This is a genomic window from Massilia putida, from assembly GCF_001941825.1.
In the GTDB taxonomy this organism is placed as follows: Bacteria; Pseudomonadota; Gammaproteobacteria; order Burkholderiales; family Burkholderiaceae_D; genus Telluria; species Telluria putida.
The window spans coordinates 3430715-3451653 of the sequence record NZ_CP019038.1; the positions used below are offsets into that span (position 1 = coordinate 3430715).

At 66.1% G+C, this 20939-nt stretch carries 16 protein-coding genes, 1 tRNA gene and 1 pseudogene; 2 read left to right on the forward strand and 16 right to left on the reverse strand.

What is annotated here, in order from left to right; genetic code table 11:
• Positions 1–36 precede the first annotated feature (36 nt).
• From BVG12_RS17470 to BVG12_RS17480, 4 genes and pseudogenes are all read right to left on the reverse strand, one after another.
• Positions 37–594: a response regulator gene (locus BVG12_RS17470; RefSeq protein WP_075793508.1), complete on the reverse strand. Its 558-nt coding sequence runs from the start codon at positions 592–594 to the stop codon at positions 37–39.
• Positions 595–728: 134 nt separating this feature from the next.
• Positions 729–989 (reverse strand): annotated as a pseudogene (locus BVG12_RS33510) (response regulator); the annotation flags it as partial.
• 15 nt (positions 990–1004) lie between these two features.
• Positions 1005–2777 carry a PAS domain-containing hybrid sensor histidine kinase/response regulator gene (locus BVG12_RS17475; RefSeq protein ID WP_083685166.1) on the reverse strand — a complete coding sequence of 591 codons (1773 nt, stop codon included), beginning with the start codon at positions 2775–2777 and terminating at the stop codon, positions 1005–1007.
• 148 nt (positions 2778–2925) lie between these two features.
• Positions 2926–2999 (reverse strand) — tRNA-Gly (locus BVG12_RS17480).
• Positions 3000–3209: 210 nt separating this feature from the next.
• Here BVG12_RS17480 and epsC point away from each other — a divergent pair.
• Positions 3210–4133, forward strand: a complete 924-nt coding sequence (gene epsC, locus BVG12_RS17485; protein ID WP_075793509.1) for a serine O-acetyltransferase EpsC — start codon at positions 3210–3212, stop codon at positions 4131–4133.
• Positions 4134–4140: 7 nt separating this feature from the next.
• On the opposite strand, the gene BVG12_RS17490 is transcribed toward epsC, so the two are convergent.
• The 5 genes from BVG12_RS17490 to BVG12_RS17505 form a co-directional block, all read right to left on the reverse strand.
• Positions 4141–5148 (reverse strand): TraB/GumN family protein, encoded by a 1008-nt coding sequence (locus BVG12_RS17490; protein WP_075793510.1) that lies wholly within the window; start codon positions 5146–5148, stop codon positions 4141–4143.
• Positions 5149–5156: 8 nt separating this feature from the next.
• Complete coding sequence (locus tag BVG12_RS35545) at positions 5157–5516, reverse strand: TraB/GumN family protein (RefSeq protein WP_169926823.1); 360 nt, start codon at positions 5514–5516, stop codon at positions 5157–5159.
• Positions 5504–6181 (reverse strand): TraB/GumN family protein, encoded by a 678-nt coding sequence (locus tag BVG12_RS35550; protein ID WP_083685172.1) that lies wholly within the window; start codon positions 6179–6181, stop codon positions 5504–5506. The genes BVG12_RS35545 and BVG12_RS35550 overlap by 13 nt, the downstream gene beginning before the upstream one ends.
• A 112-nt stretch (positions 6182–6293) precedes the next feature.
• Positions 6294–7790 (reverse strand): UdgX family uracil-DNA binding protein, encoded by a 1497-nt coding sequence (locus tag BVG12_RS17500; protein WP_307189122.1) that lies wholly within the window; start codon positions 7788–7790, stop codon positions 6294–6296.
• Positions 7787–9016, reverse strand: a complete 1230-nt coding sequence (locus BVG12_RS17505) for a putative DNA modification/repair radical SAM protein (protein WP_075793512.1) — start codon at positions 9014–9016, stop codon at positions 7787–7789. The genes BVG12_RS17500 and BVG12_RS17505 overlap by 4 nt, the downstream gene beginning before the upstream one ends.
• A gap of 154 nt (positions 9017–9170) precedes the next feature.
• Here BVG12_RS17505 and BVG12_RS17510 point away from each other — a divergent pair, with 154 nt between their 5' ends.
• Positions 9171–9974 carry an alpha/beta fold hydrolase gene (locus tag BVG12_RS17510; protein WP_075793513.1) on the forward strand — a complete coding sequence of 268 codons (804 nt, stop codon included), beginning with the start codon at positions 9171–9173 and terminating at the stop codon, positions 9972–9974.
• A gap of 123 nt (positions 9975–10097) precedes the next feature.
• On the opposite strand, the gene BVG12_RS17515 is transcribed toward BVG12_RS17510, so the two are convergent.
• The 7 genes from BVG12_RS17515 to BVG12_RS17545 form a co-directional block, all read right to left on the reverse strand.
• Positions 10098–11678 carry an SEL1-like repeat protein gene (locus BVG12_RS17515; protein ID WP_075793514.1) on the reverse strand — a complete coding sequence of 527 codons (1581 nt, stop codon included), beginning with the start codon at positions 11676–11678 and terminating at the stop codon, positions 10098–10100.
• Positions 11679–11684: 6 nt separating this feature from the next.
• On the reverse strand, positions 11685–13907 hold the full coding sequence (locus BVG12_RS17520) for a putative bifunctional diguanylate cyclase/phosphodiesterase (protein ID WP_075793515.1): 2223 nt from the start codon (positions 13905–13907) through the stop codon (positions 11685–11687).
• 7 nt (positions 13908–13914) lie between these two features.
• Entirely contained in the window at positions 13915–16014 is a 2100-nt protein-coding gene (locus BVG12_RS17525; protein WP_075796428.1) for an HDOD domain-containing protein, read from the reverse strand.
• Between the two features lie 318 nt (positions 16015–16332).
• Positions 16333–17607 carry a multidrug effflux MFS transporter gene (locus tag BVG12_RS17530; RefSeq protein WP_083685177.1) on the reverse strand — a complete coding sequence of 425 codons (1275 nt, stop codon included), beginning with the start codon at positions 17605–17607 and terminating at the stop codon, positions 16333–16335.
• Positions 17608–18819, reverse strand: a complete 1212-nt coding sequence (locus BVG12_RS17535) for a THUMP domain-containing class I SAM-dependent RNA methyltransferase (protein WP_441293444.1) — start codon at positions 18817–18819, stop codon at positions 17608–17610.
• 139 nt (positions 18820–18958) lie between these two features.
• Positions 18959–19372, reverse strand: coding sequence for a CopD family protein (locus BVG12_RS17540; RefSeq protein ID WP_075793517.1), 414 nt, complete (start codon positions 19370–19372; stop codon positions 18959–18961).
• Positions 19373–19569: 197 nt separating this feature from the next.
• Positions 19570–20835, reverse strand: a complete 1266-nt coding sequence (locus BVG12_RS17545) for a glutamate-5-semialdehyde dehydrogenase (RefSeq protein ID WP_075793518.1) — start codon at positions 20833–20835, stop codon at positions 19570–19572.
• Positions 20836–20939 lie beyond the last annotated feature (104 nt).

Sequence of the window (20939 nt, forward strand, 5' to 3'; positions counted from 1 at the left end):
TTACGGGTTGATGACATTGGGACGGAGAAATATTAATTACTCCGGCACGCCCCCGGACAATGCCTGCGCCAGCGCATCCACATTGGCCGGCTTCACGAAATGGTAATGAAAACCCGCCGCTTTCGAGGCATCGCGGTCCTGCTGCTGGCCATATCCCGTGAGCGCGATGAACAGGGCGCCGGCCGCGCGCGGCAGGGCACGGATCTGGCGGGCCAGTTCGTGGCCGTCCATGCCGGGCAGGCCGATGTCGAGGACGAACGCGTCGAAGGAACGTTCGCGCGCGCACGCCAGCGCCTGCAGCGGGTCGTATTTGACGACCGTCTGGTGGCCCAGCACCTCGAGCAGCATCGCCACCGTCTGGGCGGCATCGACGTTGTCGTCGACAACCAGCACGCGCCGCACGAGAGGCGGCGCCCCGATGCCGTCGGCATGCCTGGACGGCGTGGGCGCGGGCGCCCCGCCCCGGCTGCCGTGGCGCTCGACGGCGTTCTTGACCGGTGCGGGCGCGATACCGGCACCGGTGTCGGGATGGATCAGTTCGGCGCAGGTGACGCCGTCCTGCGATTCTTCGGAAATGCCGTTCAATTCGTACATAGCTCGGTCCCGTTCTGCGGCATGGCATTGCAATGGTACGAAAATACGCCGCCCCGGCGCGCAGCCTAGGTGGGACGGCATGCACCAAGGATAGCGCTCCTAGTGCCGCGCGGCAATACGCGCACGATTGAATGTCAGCGCCGCGCCTCGGCCTGGGCCAATACCTCGTTGACTTCGTTCAGGTCGGCGGGCTTGACCAGGTAATGGTCGAAGCCGGCCTGCTGAGCCTCCTTGCGGTCCTGGTTCTGGCCGTAGCCGGTCAGGGCGACCAGCGTGGCGCCCGCGTTTTCCGGCTGGGCGCGCAGCCGCCGCGCCAGTTCATAGCCATCCATGTCGGGCAGGCCGATGTCGAGCAGCAGGACGTCCGGATGCTCGTCCTGCGCCCGCGCCAGCGCCCCGCGCGCGTCGTATTAGACGCTCACGGCATGGCCCTGCACTTCGAGCAGCGCGGCCAGCATCTGGGCGGCGTCGGCGTTGTCGTCGACGACGAGCACGCGCAGGTTGCCGTTGTCCTGGACGGCATCCGCTTTGCCCGCTCCGGCATCCGGCGCCTCGGCCGGGGGGCGCGCCACGCACGGCAGGGAGATCGAGAACTCGCTGCCCTGCCCCAGGCCTCTGCTCTCGGCATGCACGGTGCCGCCGTGCAGGGCGACGAGGCTCTTGACCAGCGCCAGCCCGATCCCGAGCCCGCCCTGGGACCGGTCCGGCGTGCGCTCGGCCTGGGTGAACAGGTCGAAAATGTACGGCAGGACTTCCGGCGCGATGCCGACGCCGTTGTCGCGCACCGCCACGGTCACGCACCCCGCCTCCACCGTCACGGTCAGCACGATGCGTCCGCCGGGGGCCGTGTACTTGGCCGCGTTGTTGAGGATGTTCGAGATGACCTGCACGAGGCGCGTGCGATCGCCGGTGACGTGCGCCGGCTGGCCGGACAGCTGCAGGGTCAGCGCATGGCGGCGCATGTCGATCAGCGGCCGCACCTGCTCGACGGCGGCGGAGACGATCGCGTTCACATCCAGCTCTTCCCGCTCCAGCGTGACGAGGCCGCGGGTGACGCGGGAGACGTCCAGCAGGTCGTTGACGAGGTCCGTCATGTGCTCGGCCTGGCGCACGATGATCTCGCTGGCGTTGGCCACGCTCTTGGGGTCGAGCCGGCCGAGCTTGAGCAGCTGGGCCGCCGTCATGATCGGCGCCAGCGGATTGCGCAGCTCGTGCGCCAGCATCGCCAGGAACTGGTCTTTCTGGCGGTTGGCGGCGCGCAGCTCGTCCTCGACGAGCTTGCGGTCAGTGACGTCGCTGCCTTCCACGAAGATACCGTTCACCTGGCCGTTCTCGTCGCGGATCGGCTGGTACACGAAGTCGATGTAGCGCTCTTCCAGCGGCCCTTCCGGTTCGCGCTGCAGGCGCACGGGCAGCGCGTGGCCGACGAACGGCTCCCCCGTCGCGTAGACGCGGTCGAGCAGTTCGAAGAAGCCCTGGCCGACGATCTCCGGCAGCGCCTCGCGCACGGACTTGCCGACGACCTGGCGGTGGCCGACCAGCTGCATGTACGACTGGTTCGTCAGCTCGAACACGTGCTCGGGGCCGCGCAGCACGGCCATGATCCCGGGCGCCTGCGCGAACAGGCCGCGCAGCCGCTCGTTTTCCTCGTTGCGGTATTTCTCGGCCAGCACCTGGTCGGTGACCTCGACGCACGCGCAATACATGCCGGCAATCTCGCCGCGCTCGTCGCGCACCGGCGAATACGAGAACGTGAACCAGGTCGGCTCGTCGTAGCCGTGGCGGTTTATCACGAGGTACAGCCGGTCGGCATACGTCGCCTCGCCGCGCAGGGCACGCTCGATCAGGGGGCCGATATCGTGCCAGATCTCGGACCAGACGTCGCGGAAGCGCCCGCCCAGCGCGGCCGGATGCTTGGCGCCGAGGATGTCGCGATAGGAATCGTTGTACAGAAACCCGAGCTCCGGCCCCCAGGCCACGAACATCGGCAACTTCGAATTCAGCATCAGGCCGACGACCGTGCGCAAGGCCTGCGGCCACGTGCGCGGATGGCCCAGCGGGGAGCCGGACCAGTCGTGCGCGCGCATCATGGCGCCGACCTCGCCGCCGCCGCTCAGGAACATGAGCGTGCCGGCCTGGTCGAGGGCGTTGGGATGGGACGGGTCTTGTCTGTCTTCTTGCATGATTGACACTGATGGAGCGACATCACCAGTGTGCCATAAGGGCTTGCCACAGGCGCGCACGGCGGGGCAGGCGGACTGGAACGTATTACGAGGGAGGGCGGTGCGGCTTTCGGTCCGGTTCAACCGTGGCGCAAGACATGGCGGCTGTTGGAGCGGGTGAAGGGAATCGAACCCTCGTCGTAAGCTTGGGAAGCTTCTGCTCTACCATTGAGCTACACCCGCGTTGCCCGCATTCTACGCGCGTTCGCGACGTTTTGACAATTCTCCAGCCGCTCACAGTTGGCCTTAGATGTTTTCAGCATGAGCTAGTGCCGAAAAATTCGTTGGGCTGCCCATGGACGGGCTCGTATATTGACAACTCGTCCATCAGCATAGCGGAGGCATCGTGGCGCTCATCGAATCATTGCCCAACTCACGCCGGGAGAACGACTGATGGCCGACTTCGACATCGGCGCGATCGTGTGCGACCTGCACGACGCGCGCCGGCAATGGCGCCAGGCCCACCGTCCGGCCGGCGAAGTGCGCGGCATCGAGTTCCCGTCGCGCGAGGCGCTCGCGACCATCGTCGGGCAATTGAAGGGCGTGCTGTTTCCGCTGCGCCTGGGTCCACCCGACCTGCGCGAGGAAAGCGAGGATTTCCACGTCGCCCATGCCCTCGACACCGCCCTGCACGCGCTGCTGCGCCAGGTGCGCATCGAGCTGCGTTACAGCGCGGCGCTGCGCCACCTGACCCATACCGACATCGAACCGCAAGCGCTGGACGCGACGCGCGCGTTCGGCGCCGCCCTGCCCGGCATCCGCACGCTGCTCGACAGCGACGTGATCGCCGCCTACCAGGGCGACCCGGCCGCGCGCAGCGTCGACGAAGTGCTGCTGTGCTATCCGGGCATCCACGCGATGATCCACCACCGTCTCGCGCACTGCCTGTACGGGCTCGGGCTGCCGCTGCTGGCGCGCATCATCGCCGAACAGGCGCATGCGGAGACCGGCATCGACATCCACCCGGGCGCGACGATCGGCCCGGGCTTCTTCATCGACCACGGCACGGGCGTCGTGATCGGGGAAACGGCCGTCATCGGCCAGCGCGTGCGCCTGTACCAGGCCGTCACCCTGGGCGCCAAGCGCTTCCCCGCGAATGCCGACGGCACGCTGCAGAAGGGCTTGCCGCGCCATCCCGTCGTCGAGGACGACGTCGTCATCTATGCCGGGGCCACCCTGCTGGGCCGCATCACCATCGGCAAGGGTGCCGTCATCGGCGGCAATATCTGGCTGACGCACGACGTGCCGCCCGGTGCCCGCGTGGCCCAGGCCGCGTCGCGCGAGGACGACCTGGGGGTGCCGGGCGAGTCGGCCTGATCTCCGCTCACCTGGGGCTCTCGACCGCGTACCCCCTGGACTGCAGCGCAGCCAGATAGCTCGTCGGACCGACGATGTCCTGGATTTCCAGGACGGCGAACGTGGTGGCGTTATTGGCCAGCGCTTTTTCCGCCGCCTTGAGCCAGGAGGCGCGCAGGCGCTCGCGCATCTGGCGCAGGGCCGCGGCATCCTTCGCGATCGAACTGTTCAGCACGGCGTCCAGGCAGGCGTCGCGGCGCTCCGCGAAATTCAGGCCGCGGATTTCCGCGATGTCGCCATTGGCCCACGCATTCGCACGCACGCGCATCGTTTCGAGATCGACGTCCAGGCTGTCGAGCGTCCTGGTGAAGCAGACGAGGTCGTCCACTTGCGAATTCTTGAAGTCGCGCACGAGCTTGCGGGGATCGTCGAGCATCACGTCGTAGCCGGAATCGCTCAGCTTGACGTTGTTCTTCTTCGCGATGTCCTGGATCGTGTCCAGCACTTCGCCACCATAGGACAGGCCGCTCTTCTTGAGGCCCGCGAGCAGCAATTCTTCGCCGGCGAAGACGGGCCGGTAGTGTTCGACACCGTCGTCGTTGCCGATGTATTTGGCCTTCAGCACCGTCCAGTGGTCGTAGACATCGGGCGGGACGACGTCGTGCAGCACGGCATCGTCCGGGTTCCGCTTGATGCCGATGAGGCTGGGCAAGGCCGTCAGCCCGCGGAAGAAACCGATATGGGCTTTCGCAACGGGCGGGGTCAGGACTTCCTGCGATTTGGCCACGAGACGTTCGACACGCGACGCATCCCACTGCATCTTCTGCGGCAGCGGCGCGTACGTCCCGAACACCCACATCACATGCGTACCCTTCGAGACTTTCCACACGCCCGGGCCGGGACGGCGGCCTTCGACGACGACGGTGGCCGGGACGGCATCGGGTCCGGCCGGCTGCGCGGCCTCGTCCACGCTCTGGGCACATGCCGGCACAGCCAACAGGCCCAGCCAGAGCGCGTATTGCCGGGTTCTCTTCATGGGGGACCTTATTTCGGACTCTCGACCGTATAGCCTTTCGCCCGCAGGTCGGCCAGGTAACTGTTCGGGCCGGCGATGTCCTTCATCCGCAGCAGCGCGAAGGTCGACGTATTGTTGGCCAGCGATTTTTCCGCTGCTTTCAGCCAGCCGGCGCGGGCGCGTTCGCGGACGTTTTGTAAGGCCGGCGTGGTCTCGGCGAGCGGACTATTCCAGAGGGCATTGCCGCATGCTTCGTCCCGTTCGGCATAGTCCAAGCGGGCGATCTCGGCGATGTCGCCGTTGGCCCAGGCATTGGCGCGCACGCGCATGGCGTCGATGTCGTCGTCCAGGCGTTCCATCGTCTTGGTGAAGCACGTCAGGTCTTCCATCTGCATTTTCTTGAATTCATTGAGCACGCGGCGCGGCGCGGCTCGTCGAGTTCGATGGCGAGTACCGTCGAGGTCAGCTTGACATTGCTCTGCTTGGCAATCTTCTCGATCCGGTCGCTCACGGCACCATTCCGCGCGAGGCCATTCTTCGCCAGGCCTGCCTGCAAGAGTTTTTCAGCTGCGAAGAAGGGCCGTTCGCGCTCGACGCCATCATCCGCACCGATGTACTTGCCTTTCAACGCTTGCCAGCGCCCATACACGTCCGCCGGTAGCACGTCCTGCAGCCGCGCGCCGTCCGGGTTTTTTTCCAGGCCGATCATCGTTGGGATCAGGGTGAGGCTGCGGAAAAATCCGAAGCCGATGTTGATGCCAGGCTGCAGCAGCACTTCCTGCGACTTGGCCACGAGGCCCTCGACGCGCGCCGAATCCCATTCCATCTTTTGCGGCAGCGGGGAATACAGGCCGAACACCCACATCACGTGATCGCCCTTCGACACTTTCCACACGCCGGGACCGGGACGGCGGCCTTCGACGACGACGGTGGCCGGGACGGGCTCCGCCGCGGCATCGACAGCCGGCGCGGGTTCAGGCTGGGCCGTGGTCTGGGCCAGGGCCGGCAGGGTCACGACACTGAGAAACAGTGCGCATGCATATCGTTTGCTCATCGGGCATCCTATTCTTGTTGTGTGCGCAAAAGCTTAGCGCCACGGATGAGATTAGCCTATCGGGGCAACGAAGTGTTACATTTTTGACATGCATATGTTACGGCGGCAACATTCACGCGTCCGGTGTCTCGGTCGGCCGGTGCAGGAGATCATGCGCCAGCTTCAGCCCCTCGACCATCGTGTTGAACGCCGCGCGCTTCGCCTCCTCGCCCGGCACGCGCAGCACGTACGACGGGTGGTACGTCGTGACGACCCAGCGTCCTTCGTGGCGCAGCGGCTTGCCGAGCGAATCCTTCAACGTCACATTGGCCGTGCGCAGCACGGATTTCAACGCGGTGGCACCAAGGGCCACGACGACGGTCGGTTTGACGCTCGCCAGTTCCTTGTCGAGCCAGTAGTGGCACGCCTCGATCTCGCGCTGGACCGGCGTCTTGTGCAGGCGGCGCTTGCCGCGCGGCTCCCATTTGAAATGCTTGACGGCGTTGGTGACGTAGATCGTGTCGCGGTCGACACCGGCCGCCTCGCACACGCGGTCCAGCAGCTTGCCGGCCGGGCCGACGAAGGGTTGTCCCGCCAGGTCTTCCTGGTCGCCCGGCTGCTCGCCGACGAACATGATTTTCGCGCGCTTGGGGCCTTCGCCGCCGACGGCCTGGGTGGCGAACTGCCACAGCTCGCAGCGCCGGCATTCGTCCAGTTTGGAGGGCTGCTGGCGCTCCGGCTGGGCGTCATCGGGGGCGATCGGGATCGTCGTGCCCTTGCGCTGGCCGACGGCCTCGTACTGGCCCACCTTGCGCGCGCCCAGCGCCGCTTCGCTCACCATCTGCGGCACGATCTTCGCCTCCGGCAGGTTCTTCCAGCGATGCGACGGGATGTGCTGGTGCATCACGTCCGTGTTCAGGCGCGCGGGGTTGAACACGCTGCGGTAGTAGGTCAGCCACAGGGCCTCGCCCGTGTCCTCGAGGTCGGCGGCATCGCGCACGAGCGGTCCGGTGTTGTGCAGCGTGTGGCCATCCCACAGGACGCTCGCCTCGGGCGTGGCGATCATCCAGCTGACCTTGCCCATGCGCGACACGAAATGTTCGGCCACCTGGGGCAGCACGTCGTGGCGCGGCTCGTACCAGGCGACGAAGCGGGGCGGGCCGGCTTCTTCCGGGCGCTCGCGGAAGCGGATATAGGCATGCATGTCGTGTTCCTCGCGGTGCACCGCCTTCACCATCGCGTGCAGGCGCGCGCCGTCTTCGTCGGCCGGCGACTGCACGTCGTGCTCGCCCTGCTGCCAGCGCCAGATCACGCGGTACAGGAAGGCCCAGCGGTCCGGCACGCGGCAGCACGCGGCCGCTTGCAGCATCTCCATCAGCGAACGCGGGATGTGCGGCGCGGGTCGTAGTGGCTCGTCCGGCGGTTCGGTCGGCGGCGGCGGTATAGAGGGATTATCGGATGCCTCGGCCGCAGGCGGCGCACCCGTGAACAGGTCGCCGCCCGCCAGCAGATCATCCATGTGCGGCGCGCTCCACGTCACCTGCTCCGGCGGAATGCCGTGGACGAGCAGTTCGCGCGCCGCCTCGCGCCATTCCGCGAACGTGTCGACCGCGCGTCGCACCGCCATCATGCCGCCTGTAGTTCCGGCCACAGATTCATCTGCCGCGGCGCGTCGGCCAGGTTACGCCGCAGCAGGTCGGACGACGCGGCGCCTTGCGCCGGCTTGTAGTCCGCCGTGATCACGAAGGGCGCCAGCTTTTTCAGGCTGCAGCGCAGGCGCGACAGATCCTCCCAGCGGATGCGCCGCAGCCGCCGCAGGTCGATCAGGCGCTTCGCCGTGCGCAGCCCGATGCCCGGCACGCGCGCGATCATGCTTTCGTCGGCGCGGTTCAGGTCGAGCGGGAAATGCGCGCGGTTCGCGAGCGCCCACCCCAGCTTGGGGTCGATGTCGAGTGCAAGATTGCCGGCCGCGGGCATCAACTCCTTCGCCGTGAATCCATAGCCGCGCAGCAGGAAGTCGGCTTGATACAAGCGGTGCTCGCGCAGCAGCGGCGGCGGTGCGGACGGCACGCTCGACGGGCTTTGCGGGATCGGGCTGAAGGCCGAGTAGTACACGCGCTTCAGTTTATAGCTGCCGTACAGCGTCTGCGCGGTATGCAGGATCGTCCGGTCGTCGCTGGCGTCCGCGCCGACGATCATCTGCGTGCTCTGCCCCGCCGGCGCGAACACGGGCGCCTTGGGGTGGTCGTCCTTTTCGTCCAGCCTGGCGCGGATGGAACCCATCGCCAGCTTGATCGTGTGCACGCTCTTTTCGGGCGCGAGCTTCGTCACGCTGTCCTGCGTGGGCAGCTCGATGTTCACCGACAGGCGGTCGGCATACCGGCCCGCCAGTTCGATGAGGCGCGGGTCGGCGTCCGGGATCGTCTTGAGGTGGATGTAGCCGCGGAACTGGTGGTCCTCGCGCAGGCGGCGCGCGACGTCGACCAGCTGCTCCATCGTGTAGTCGCTCGACTGGATGATGCCGGAGCTGAGGAACAGGCCGTCGATGTAGTTGCGCAGGTAAAAGTCGTGCGTGAGCTTGACGACTTCGTCGACGGAGAAGCGCGCCCGCGGCACATTCGACGTGCGCCGGTTCACGCAGTACTGGCAATCGTAGACGCAGAAATTCGTCAGCAAAATCTTGAGCAGCGACACGCAGCGCCCGTCCGGCGTATAGCTGTGGCAGATGCCCATGCCGTTCGTCGCGCCGAGCCCGTCCTTGTCGACGGAGTCGCGCTTCGGCGCCCCGCTGCTGGCGCAGGAGGCGTCGTACTTGGCCGCGTCGGCCAGGATCTCGAGCTTGTCTTTGAGTTCCATCGCGGAATAAATACTGTATATATTCACAGTATATCGCGAATCGCCCCCGCCACGCCGTGCGCGAACGCACTGTGGCCATCATTGTCCAATCTGACGACGGTCATTTCACAATGTTAATATCGGCGGATCGCGCCAAATCTGGCTGGGGATCATCATGTCTGTTCAATTTCGCAACAACGTCCACGTAACCGGCTCAGGGCCGACGACGATGGTGTTCGTGCACGGTTTTGGTTGCGACCAGACCATGTGGCGCTTCCTGGTGCCCACCTTCGCGCAGCGCTTCCGCGTCGTGCTGTACGACCTGACGGGCAGCGGGCGCTCCGACTGGTCCGCCTACGACCGCACGAAGTACGCCAGCCTGCAAGGCCACGTCAGCGATCTGCTGGAAGTGCTCGACGCCTGCGCGGCCGGCCCGACCATCGTCGTCGGGCACTCGATCGGCGCATCGATCGCCCTGCTGGCGACGGTCGCGGCGCCGCAGCGTTTCCTGGCCCAGATCCTCGTCGGCCCGTCTCCCTGCTACGTCAACGACGGCGATTACGTGGGCGGTTTCAACCGCGAAGACATCGATGGCCTGCTGGACTCGATGGAGACGAATTTTCTCGACTGGTCGCGCAAGATGGCGCCGGCGATCATGGGCGCGCCCAACCAGCCGGAACTCGGCGAGGAACTGACGCGCAGCTTCTGCCGCAACAATCCCGCCATCGCCAAGCATTTCGCGCGCGTGACGTTCAATACCGATATCCGCGCCGAGGTGGTGCGCTCCACCGTCCCCGCCCTGATCCTGCAATGCAGCGACGACCTGATCGTGCCGCGCGAAGTGGGAGACTGGCTGCACGCGCACCTGGCGCACAGCGTGCTGCGCGTGATCGACAACGTGGGGCATTGCCCGCACCTGAGCGCGCCGACGGCGAGTTCGGATGCGATCGAGTCCTTTCTCGCGCAGACGCTGGGGTAAGGTGGGCGGGTTTCCCGTCCACGCATTCAACGGCATGCGAATGACCGCGCAATCAAACCGGCATATGCGCAACCGCGCGTCCGTTCAAGCGTGATTTGAACGTGGACGGCATAGCCGTCCACCTTACGCCGCGCCGATGTATCCGTTGGCCTGCGCCAGCAGCGCGGGCTCCATGCGCGCCGCGATGCGCCGGATATAGTTCGCGGCCGGCGCGATGCCGGCGGCGCCCGCGCGGTGCAGCCATGCATAGGCTTCCACCAGGTCGGTCGGCACGCCCTGCCCCGCCGCATACATCACGCCGAGGTTGAACTGGGCGCGCGCATGGCCCTGGCGCGCCGCGCACAGGTACCAGAAATGGGCGGCCTCGTAATCGCGCTCGGCGCCGTGGCCGCTGTCGTGGCGCAGGCCCAGCGCGAACTGCGCGAGCGCGTGGCCCTGCTCGGCCGCCTTGCGGTACCACATCGTCGCCTGGCGCGGATCGACCGTGCCCGTGTCGTCGCGGTCGAGGAGCATGCCCAGCGCGTACTGGGCCGGCGCGTAATCCTGATCGGCCGCCTTGCGGTACCAGTACGCGGCTTCGCGCTCGTCCTGCTGCACGCCGTTGCCGCTTTCGTAGCGCAGGGCGAGGTCGAATTGCGCGCGCAGGTGGCCTTGTTCGGCGGCCTTGCGATACCAATCGAGTGCGACTGAAGGATCCTGCGGCACGCCATGGCCCGCATCGTACAGCTGGCCGAGGTGATACTGCGCGCCGGCGAAGCCCTGGCCGGCCGCCTGGACATACCAGTGCGCGGCCTGCGCGTAATCCTGTTCGACGCCTTGGCCATGTTCATAGCGCAGGCCGAGGTTGTCCTGCGCGCCCGCGTGTCCCTGCTCGGCCGCGCGCCGGAACCAGGCCAGCGCCAGTTGCGGGTCGCGCGCGACGCCGTGGCCGGCATCGTAGATCAATGCGAGATTGAACTGCGAGCTGGCGTGGCCTTGCTCGCCCGCGCGGCCGTACCACAGGATGGCTTTCTCGCTGTCCTGCGGCAGGTCCTGGCCCTTGTCGTAACGGAGACCGAGGTTGAACTGGGCCGGCGCATAGCCCTGCTCGGCGGCCTTGCGGAACCAGTGGATGGCCTGCTGCACGTCGCGCGCGATACCTTGCCCGCTGTCGTAGCGAAGGGCCAGGTTGAACTGCGAGCGCGCGTAATTCTGTTCGGCCGCCTTGCGATACCAGGCGATGGCCTGTTCGACGTCCTGGGCGACGCCCTTGCCACCCTCGTACATCATGCCCAGATTATGCTGCGCGCCGGGATCGCCCTGCTCGGCGGCCTTGACGAACCAGTGCAGCGCTTCGTGCACGTCGGCCGGCGTGCCCTGTCCTTTCGCATACAGCCATCCCAGGTTGTATTGCGCTTGCACGTAGCCCTGTTCGGCCGCCTGCCGGTACCAGTACAAGGCCTGGCCCAGGTCCTGCGCGACGCCCTGACCCTTCTGGTACATCACGCCGAGGTTGTACTGCGCCTGTTCGAGGCCGGCGCTGGCGGCCATGCGGTACCAGGCCACGGCCAGCTCGTAGTTGCGCGGCACGCCCTGGCCGTTCACGTACATGAAGCCCAGGCTGTGCTGGGCGGTGGCGACGCCGCGCTCGGCCAGCGCCTTTACGCGCAGGAACTCCGCGGTGTGGCGGGCATCAAGCTCGCTGGGGCTGGCCTGGTCCGGCATGACGCATCAGGCCTGGAAGGCGAGCACGTTCGATGCGCCCGCCGGCAACGCCTGGCCGCGCAGCACGTCGATGAAGCGCGGCAGCGGCATCGGTCGGTGGTACAGATAGCCCTGCATCGTCAGGCAGCCGTTCGAGCGCAGGTAGCGCGCCTGCGAATCGGTCTCCACGCCTTCCGCGATCAGGTTCAGGCCCAGCCCGCGCGCGATCGAGATGATCGCCAGGACGACCGGGTAGTGACCGTGCTCGTCGTGGATCTCCTTGACGAACGACTGGTCGATCTTGATCGTGTGGACGGGGAAGCGGTGCAGATAAGCGAGCGACGAATAGCCGGTGCCGAAGTCGTCGATCGCAACGGACACGCCCAGCTGTCCCAGTTTATTGAGCTGCTCGATCGCGTGCTGCGGGTTGCGGATGCAGATGTTCTCGGTGATTTCGACTTCGATCTGGCTCGGCGCGATCCCGTAGCGCAGCAGGGCGTTGCGCATCTTTTCGTAGAAGTCGCCCCGGTCGAGGTATTGCGGCGACAGGTTCAGCGACAGCCGCACCTGGTTGCCGCCGATGTTCTTCCACTGCAGCATATCGCGGCACAGGGCGCCGATCATCCAGTCGGAGATCGGCAGCATCAGGCCGTTCTCTTCCGCGAACGGCAGGAATTCGCCCGGCGAGACGATGCCGCGGGTCGGATGGTTCCAGCGCATCAGCGCCTCGGCGCCGACGATGCGGCCGCTGATGGCGTCGATCTGCGGCTGGTAGTACATCTCCAGCTCGTTGTTCTCGAGCGCGCGGCGCAGGCTCTGTTCCAGCGCGATCTTCTGGTGCGAGACGTCCTGCATCGACGGGTCGTAGAACGCGTGGCCGTTCTTGCCTTGTCCCTTGACCTGGTACATGGCGATGTCGGCGTGGCGCAGCAGTTCGTCGATCGATTCGCCGTGGCTCGGGTAGATCGCGATGCCGATCGACGCCGAGATGTGCACGGCGTGGCCGTCCAGGTCGAACGGATCCTGCAGCACTTCGAGGAATTTGTCGGCCACCATGCGCGCGTCGTCGCGGTCGCGCAGTTCCGGCAGCACGATCGTGAATTCGTCGCCGCCCTGGCGCGCCAGCGTGTCGCCCTTGCGCAGGCATTCCTTCAGGCGGCCCGCGGCCTGCTGCAGCAGTTCGTCGCCCTTCACGTGACCCAGCGTATCGTTGACGAGCTTGAAGCGGTCCAGGTCGATGAACATGACGGCGAGTTCCGTCTGCTTTCTCTTGGCCTGGATGACGGCGAGGCCGAGACGGTCCTTGAACAGGATGCGGTTCGGCAGGTCGGTCAGGATGTCGTGGTAGGCCTGGTACGAGATCACTTCTTCCGCGCGCTTGCGGTCCGTGATGTCGCGCGCCACGCCATACGTGCCGTAGAACTCGAGCTTCTTGACCTCCTGGTCGGGCACATGCATGCCGATGGCGTTCAGCGAGATCGTCATCAGGGTATTGTTGAAGGTGCGTTCCTGATTGGCGCCCGCGTGGCACTTCAGGCGCAGCTCGACGTTGCGCGACGCGCGCTCGTCGACGCGGCGCTCGTTGAACACGTAGCGCGCGCGCTCCAGATCCTCCTCGTGCACGACGATCGAGTAATGCTGGCCGATGAGTTCTTCGCGCTTGTAGCCGAGCAGCTGGTAGGCGCGGTCGTTGATGAAGGTGAACTTGCCTTCGTGGTTCAGCGTGTAGATGATGTCGGGCGAAGAGTCCACCAGGTAGCGGTACATCTTCTCCGAGTTTTCCAGCTGGTTCGCGATGCGCGCGTTGGCCTCTTCCAGGCGCCGCTGCTTCAATGCGTTCGCCACGGTGGTCAAGAGTTCCTCGCGGCTGTACGGCTTGCGCAGGTAATCGTAGGCGCCGCGTTTCAGCGCGCCGATGGCGGCGTCGATGCCGACCTCGCCGCTCATCACGATGACATCGGATTCGATGCCCTTCTGGTTGATGAAGTCCATGATCTCGTGGCCGCCGATGTCGGGCAGGCGCAGGTCGAGCAGCACGAGGTCGAAGCGCAGGCGCGACAGGTGGGCGAGGGCTTCGCTGCCGGTGGCCGCCGTGACGAGCTGGTAGCCGCGGCCCTGCAGCAGCTCGTGCAGCGACGCGAGCAGGCGGGGTTCATCGTCGACGAGCAGGAGTCTGGGCTGGTCGATGCCGAGCGAAGTTTGCGTGTCGTGGGGGCTGGACGACGTGGCGCTGGCGGAGAATGGATTCATTGTTACCTTATACGGATCCAAGCGCGCGCACCGGCATTGTTGCCGGGGCGCCGGCGCCGGCATGCGCCGGCAGCAGGATTTCAAAACTGGTGCCGGTCGTGCCGCTGCGGCAGGCGATATGCCCGTTCAGCTTCTTGACCAGGCTGTGCACGATCGACAGGCCGAGGCCGTGGTGCGGCCCTTCCTTGGTGCTCTTCACGGCCGAGAACAGATTGGCCAGCACGTCGCGCGACAGCCCCGGACCGGTGTCGGAAACGACCAGCTCCAGGTACAGCCTGCGCTCGCGGTTCACGTGGCCGCGGTTCGCGATCTCGATGCGGCCGCCGCTGGCCGACAGCGCCTCGATCGCGTTCTTGACGAGGTTCACGAGGATCTGCTTCAGGATGTCCGGGTCGCCCTCGATGCGGCTGTCGGCGTCAAGCATGCTGACGACGATCTCCACGTTGGCCGGAATGAAGTTCGTCGTGCGGAACAGGCGCAGCACGTCGTCGACGACCCTGGTCACGTCCGCGGCCGGCGCCGCGCCTTCGATGCGAGGCTGGATGTCCGTCAGGCTGCCGACCAGCTGGCCGACGCGGTCGATCTCCTCGTTCAGGATCGACAGCTCGGCGCTGACCGGTTCCTGGCGTTCCAGCTTGCTGTCCAGGACCGACAGGTAGTTCTTGATGATCGACAGCGGGTTGTTCACTTCATGCACGACGCGCCGCGACGCTTCGCGGTATTCCTCGGCCACGTGGGCGAGCTGGCGGCGCGCGTGGCCGCGCTCCGACATCGCCGTCTCCAGGGCACCCGCGGCTTGCGCGCCGAACGCCTGCAGGAAGCGCTCGCGCTTCTGGCACGCCGGCAGCTGCCAGCTGGCGACGCCGCCGACCAGCACACCGAGGCAGCGCGCGCCCGCGACGAGCGGCAGGCACACGAGCGATTCCGTGCCGAGCATGCGCAGCAGCTGTTCTTCCGCGAGGCCGAGCGGACGGCCGTCGCGGCGGATGAAGCCCATGCGGCGCTCCAGCGCGGCCTGCGCGACGGCGCCGCCCTTCGCCAGCGGGACCGTGAATTCGGCGACGCGTTGCTGGGTCGCGGTCGGCGCGCCGACCAGGGCCTGCCCGGTCGGATTCTCCAGCAGCACGACGGCGTTCTCGAAATCGAACAGGATGCGCGCCGAACGCGTCATCGCTTCCAGCAGGCCCGACTCGCCTTGCTGGCGCGCGAACGTCTGGCCGACTTCGGACACGAGCACCAAGTTGCGCACTTCCTCGGACAGGCGCTGCTGCACGGGATCGACGGGCGGCGGCGGCGCGAACGCGGGCAATGCCGGCAGGTCGTCGGCGCCGGCGAGGTCGATGCCGAGGTGGACGGCGGCCTTCTCGACCTGGCGCGCGGCGAGGCCCAGCAACTCGTCCGGCGCGTCCGGACCGAGGCCGCACAGGGCGCGCGCCTCGTCCACGAGGACGTCATCGTTGGCATGGCTGGACAGCACGTGGGCCACGCGCACGATGCGGATCAACGGATGCGCCGCTTCCAGGCGCTCGCTCGGCTCGTGGTGGTACAGGACCGAATCGGCCAGGAAGGAATCGAGCTGCCAGCGCTCGATCAGCCAGGCGCCCGCTTCGGCGTGCGTGATCTGCAGGGTGCGCTGCTCGACGGCGCACAGGTCTTCGTCGTCGCGCGCCGTGAAGTTGAACCCGTATTCCTTCGGCGCCGTCGCCAGCAGCGCGAGGCGGCCGACGTTGTGCAACAGGCCCGCCAGATAGGCTTCTTCCGGCTGCGCATACTCGATGCGGCGCGCCACTTCGCGCGCCAGCACGGCAGCCGTCAACGAGTTCTTCCAGAACGCGCGCAGGTCGGTGGCGCCGGAATTCGGGAAGCTGTTGAAGGTCTGGAAAACGGAGTCGCTGATGACCAGCGTCTTGATCATGTCCGTGCCCAGCGCCACCATGGCCTGCTCGAGATTCGGCTGGCGGCCGTTGCGGTGGTAGGCCGAGCTGTTGGCGACGGTGAGGATCTTGCCGGTCATGCCGGCATCCTTGGCGACCAGCGCGGCCAACTCCGGCATGCCCAGATCGTCCGCCTGCAAGTGCGCAAGCAGCTTGATGAGGATCTGCGGCATGGCCGGCAAACGCGCGATCAGCAGTCGGTTGCGGATGTCCTGGTCAGGTTGATGTATGGATTCAAGCACGGCCGCCAACTTGGTTTCTGGGTGATGGCCGCCATCCCTGCGGGGCTGCCACAACATTCGTTTTTGCGGTCCCTGGAATAGGGTAATTCTTACATCGTTATTCCAAGCATGAAAAACTTATCTTAGCATATATACATTTCTGACCGGGAACAATATTTTCCGCGCAATGTGACGCATTTTAGAGTCAAATTTCGATTGCAGAGTATTGACACAACTCATAATAGAGCGCAATAGTTGACGTTTTTTTATTCAGGCCAGCGCCTTGTAGCGCCGGTACTGGCACGACGTCATCCAGCACGCCAGCGACGCCAGCGCGAACGCGGCCTGGCCGAGCGCCATCGCCAGCACGGAATGGGTCAGCGCCGGCGCGATGATGCCGGCGACCAGCGCGCCCATCAGGGTCGTGACGAACGACTGGCACGACGCCACCGTACCGCGGATATGCGGAAACAGGTCGAGGGCCAGCAAGGTTGCGCTCGGGTTGATGATCGAGCTGCCGAAGTTATAGAAGAACATCGGCAGCACGGTCCACGGCAGCGCCGGCGGCAGCACGGCGTGATACGTGACGGAACCCGCGACGGCCGCCAGCATGAATGCGTAGCCGATGCCGATCTGGCGCGAGAACGTCATCTTCCCCGCCAGCCGGTTGGCGGCGAGCGCGCCGAGGAAGATGCCGCTCACGGCCGGCACGAACAGCCAGGCGAAGTCCGACGGTCCGAGATGCAGGTGGACGGGCAAGAGTACGGGCGCGCCGGCGATGAACAGGAACATGCCGCCGAAATTGAAGGCGACGATGCCCGACTTCATCTGGAACAGCACGGAGCTGAAGATGTCCCAGTAACTGCGCGCCAGGAAGCGCGGGTTGAACGGCTGGCGGCGTTCCACCGGCATCGTCTCCGGCAGGTGCTGCCAGCACACCCACCACAGCACGACGGAAAACGCGAGCAGGCCGAGGAAGATCGAACGCCAGTCGAACGCGGCCACCACCCAGCCGCCCAGCACGGGCGCGATGGCGGGCGCGATCGAAAAAATCATCGTCACCATCGACAGCAGGCGCGCGGCCGGCGCATCCGAATACAGGTCGCGGATGATCGCGCGTCCCACGACGACGCCCGCCCCGGCCGAGATGCCCTGCATGATCCGGAAGACCCACAGGTAATGCACGGAATGCGCGGACGCGCAGCCGAGCGTCCCGACCGCGAACACGATCAATCCGACGAGGACCACATTGCGCCGCCCGAACGCGTCCGACAGCGCGCCGTGCCACAGCGACATCACGGCGAAGGCCAGCATGTACGCCGTCAGCGTCTGCTGCACCTCCAGTCCGGTCGCGGAGAGCGACGCCTGGATGGCCGGGAACGCGGGCAGGTAGGCGTCGACGGAGAACGGGCCCAGCATCGACAGCGCGGCCAGCAGAGACGCGAGGCCGCCCGCCGACAGCATCGTGATCTTGTGCGGCGCCGGCAGCGGGACGGGGGTGACGGGGTCTTTCGGTAGATTGTCCGGTTCTGGTTCGGGTAGCATTTATTGGTCGTCTTTGGGTTTGGCTGCGTCGCGGCGGTTGAAACCGGCGACCATGTCGAAGCGGAACAGGCGGCATTCGAGGGCGCCGTTGAAGAACGGCGTCTTGCGCGATTCCTTCAGGCGCAGCATCTTGGGCAGGCCCAGGTCGGCCGTGAACAGGTACACGGTCCAACCGGCGAAGCGCTGCTTCAGCGTGGCGGAAAGCTGCTGGTAGAAGCCGACGGCCATCTCGTCCTGCGGGATCGTCGAATCGCCGCGCACGCCGATACGCTCGCCGTACGGCGGATTCGTCACCAGCAGGCCCGGCTCGCTGGTGGGCGGCTGCACCTGCTGCGCCTCGATCTGCTTCAGCGGCACCTCGAACAGGATGCCGGCCGAGCGCAGGTTATGGCGCGTCATCGCGACCATGTCGCCGGAGATGTCGGAACCGAAGATCGTCGGTTCGGCCGGCAGCGGATTCGGCTTGATCGCCGTCTTCATCTCCTGCCAGGCCTTGGCGTTGAAATTCTTGAATTTCTCGAACGCGAAGCGGCGCCGCGCGCCGGGCGGGATGCCCTGCACCATCTGCGCGGCCTCGATCAGGATCGTGCCCGAGCCGCACATCGGATCGAACAGCGGCACGCCCGGCTTCCAGCCCGCGACGCGCAGCAGGCCGGCGGCCAGGTTTTCGCGCAGCGGCGCGTCGCCCGTCTCTTCGCGCCAGCCGCGCTTGAACAGCGCTTCGCCGGACGTGTCAAGGTAGATCGTGAAGTTGCGCTGGTCGAGGAAGCCCATGATGCGCATGTCCGGCTCGCGCGTGTTGACGGACGGGCGGCGGCCGAACTGGTCGCGGAAGCGGTCGCAGACGGCATCCTTGATCTTCAGCGTCGTGAACTCGAGGCTCGTCAGCGGCGACTTGATGGCGGTGATGTCGACGCGGATCGTGTGGTCGACGCTGAACCAGTTTTCCCACGGCTGTTCCAGCACGAGGTCGTAGATGTCGTTTTCGTTGGCGTACGTGCGGTTGGCGATGCGCAGCAACACCCGCGACGCGATGCGCGAATGCAGGTTGATGCGGTACGCGTCCGTGTCCGTGCCCGAGCAGTGCACGCCGCCCGGCACCTGGTTGTGCACCTTCAGCGACGTGCTGCCGGTGGTGTGTGCGATCTCGGCCAGTTCGTCGGCCAGCGCCTGTTCCATGCCGCGCGGGCAGGGGCAAAAGTAGGAAGTCATAGGGGTACCCTTTATCCGTTAGTTAAAAACCTTCGGGGTCAGAGCCCGGTTTACACGGGTGGGCTCTGACCCCGACTGACTAAAAAAGAAGCGGCCGGGATCGCCCGGCCGCTGGTGAATCTTTTCGTTGGTGCGTGAATCAAAACGGCTTCACGACCACCAGGATCACGATCGCCAGCAGCAGCAAAACCGGCACCTCGTTGAACACGCGGAACCACTTATGGCTACGCGTATTGACGCCGCGCTCGAATTTTTTCAGCAGCGATCCACATGCATGATGGTAGCCGATGACAAGGACCACGAGCGCCAGTTTCGCATGCAGCCAGCCGCCCTTGATGCCGAAGCCCAGCCACAGCCACAAGCCCAGCAACAGCGCCGGCACCATCAGGATCGTCGTGAACCGGTACAGGCGGCGCGCCATGCCGAGCAGGCGCTCGGCGACGGCCGGATTGCTTTCCTGCGCCAGGTTCACGTAGATGCGCGGCAGGTAGAACAGCCCGGCGAACCACGAGGCGATGAAGACGATGTGCAGCGCTTTGATCCAGAGGTACATGCAATTCCTTTAATCAAAAACTCCAATTCGGGGTCAGAGCACGTTTTTGTGCAACGTCTCCTGAGAACCAACGGGCACAAAAGATTTGCCGGTGCCTCTACCCCGCCCTGACCGCGCCTCGCCGCTGCGGTCTGTCGCGATCGGAGATCGCGCGCGCAATTTTCCAGAAAGGTCTCCGACCCCGAATTGAGTTGTCGTTATTTGCGCACTTCGCCGTGGCCGAACACCACGTATTTCAACGACGTCAGGCCTTCCAGGCCGACCGGCCCGCGCGCGTGCAGCTTGTCGTTCGAGATGCCGATCTCGGCGCCCAGCCCGTATTCGAAGCCGTCGGCGAAACGCGTCGATGCGTTGATCATCACCGAGGCCGAATCGACTTCGCGCAGGAAGCGCATCGCGTCCGTGTAATCCTCGGTGACGATGGCGTCCGTGTGCTTCGACGAATACGTGTTGATATGCTCGATGGCCGCGTCGATGCCGTCCACGATCTTCACGGCGAGGATCGGCGCCAGGTATTCCGTGCTCCAGTCCTCTTCCGTCGCCGGCACCAGGTGCGGATAGCCTTGCAGGATCGCCTGGCTTTCCGGATCGGCGCGCAGCTCCACTTCCTTCGTCGCGTACAGCGCGGCCAGTTGCGGCAGCACGGCCTTCGCGATGGCGCGTGCGACGAGCAGCGTTTCCATCGTGTTGCACGTGCCGTAGCGGTGCGTCTTGGCGTTCATCGCGATGGGCAGCGCCTTGGCGATATCGGCCTTGGCGTCGATGTAGACGTGGCAGATGCCGTCCAGGTGCTTGATCATCGGGACCGTGGATTCCTTCATCAGGCGCGCGATCAGGCCCTTGCCGCCGCGCGGGACGATGACGTCCACGAATTCCGGCATCGTGATGAGGGCGCCGACGGCGGCGCGGTCCGTCGTCTCGACGACCTGCACGCCGTGTTCCGGCAGGCCCGCGCCGCGCAGGCCCTCGGCGACGAGGGCCGCGAGCGCGCGGTTGCAGTGGATGGCTTCCGAGCCGCCGCGCAGGATGGCGGCGTTGCCGCTCTTGATGCACAGGCCGGCCGCGTCGACCGTCACGTTCGGACGCGCTTCGTAGATGATGCCGATGACGCCCAGCGGGACACGCATGCGGCCCACCTGGATGCCCGTCGGGCGGAATTTCAGGTCGGTGATCTCGCCGATCGGGTCGGGCAGCGCGACGATCTGGCGCAGGCCGTCGACCATCGTGGCGATCGCCTTGTCGGACAGCGCGAGGCGGTCCAGCAGCGCGGGCTCCAGGCCGGCGGCGGCCGCCGCTTCCATGTCGCGCGCGTTGGCGGCGCGCAGGCTGTCCGCCTCACGCTCGATGGCGGCGGCGATCAGGAGCAACGCCTGGTTGCGGGTGGCGCTGTCCGCGCGCGCCATCGCGCGCGAGGCCGCGCGGGCCTGGCGGCCGATTGTGTGCATGTAGTCGGTGATGTCCATCGTGCTTCGTCCGTATGTGTTCGTTTTTGTCCGGCACCGATTGATCACCGGCCCGTAGGGTGGGCATTTGAGGCCGGGGGCCTCAAATGAAACGTGCCCGTCAT

Coding starts and splice junctions, on each gene's coding strand:
- BVG12_RS17470 (WP_075793508.1), bottom strand. CDS start 594: ATGTACGAATTGAACGGCATTTCCGAAGAATCGCAGGACGGCGTCACC.
- BVG12_RS17475 (WP_083685166.1), bottom strand. CDS start 2,777: ATGCAAGAAGACAGACAAGACCCGTCCCATCCCAACGCCCTCGACCAG.
- epsC (WP_075793509.1), top strand. CDS start 3,210: ATGGCCGACTTCGACATCGGCGCGATCGTGTGCGACCTGCACGACGCG.
- BVG12_RS17490 (WP_075793510.1), bottom strand. CDS start 5,148: ATGAAGAGAACCCGGCAATACGCGCTCTGGCTGGGCCTGTTGGCTGTG.
- BVG12_RS35545 (WP_169926823.1), bottom strand. CDS start 5,516: ATGGAAGACCTGACGTGCTTCACCAAGACGATGGAACGCCTGGACGAC.
- BVG12_RS35550 (WP_083685172.1), bottom strand. CDS start 6,181: ATGAGCAAACGATATGCATGCGCACTGTTTCTCAGTGTCGTGACCCTG.
- BVG12_RS17500 (WP_307189122.1), bottom strand. CDS start 7,790: ATGATGGCGGTGCGACGCGCGGTCGACACGTTCGCGGAATGGCGCGAG.
- BVG12_RS17505 (WP_075793512.1), bottom strand. CDS start 9,016: ATGGAACTCAAAGACAAGCTCGAGATCCTGGCCGACGCGGCCAAGTAC.
- BVG12_RS17510 (WP_075793513.1), top strand. CDS start 9,171: ATGTCTGTTCAATTTCGCAACAACGTCCACGTAACCGGCTCAGGGCCG.
- BVG12_RS17515 (WP_075793514.1), bottom strand. CDS start 11,678: ATGCCGGACCAGGCCAGCCCCAGCGAGCTTGATGCCCGCCACACCGCG.
- BVG12_RS17520 (WP_075793515.1), bottom strand. CDS start 13,907: ATGAATCCATTCTCCGCCAGCGCCACGTCGTCCAGCCCCCACGACACG.
- BVG12_RS17525 (WP_075796428.1), bottom strand. CDS start 16,014: ATGCCGCAGATCCTCATCAAGCTGCTTGCGCACTTGCAGGCGGACGAT.
- BVG12_RS17530 (WP_083685177.1), bottom strand. CDS start 17,607: ATGCTACCCGAACCAGAACCGGACAATCTACCGAAAGACCCCGTCACC.
- BVG12_RS17535 (WP_441293444.1), bottom strand. CDS start 18,819: ATGACTTCCTACTTTTGCCCCTGCCCGCGCGGCATGGAACAGGCGCTG.
- BVG12_RS17540 (WP_075793517.1), bottom strand. CDS start 19,372: ATGTACCTCTGGATCAAAGCGCTGCACATCGTCTTCATCGCCTCGTGG.
- BVG12_RS17545 (WP_075793518.1), bottom strand. CDS start 20,835: ATGGACATCACCGACTACATGCACACAATCGGCCGCCAGGCCCGCGCG.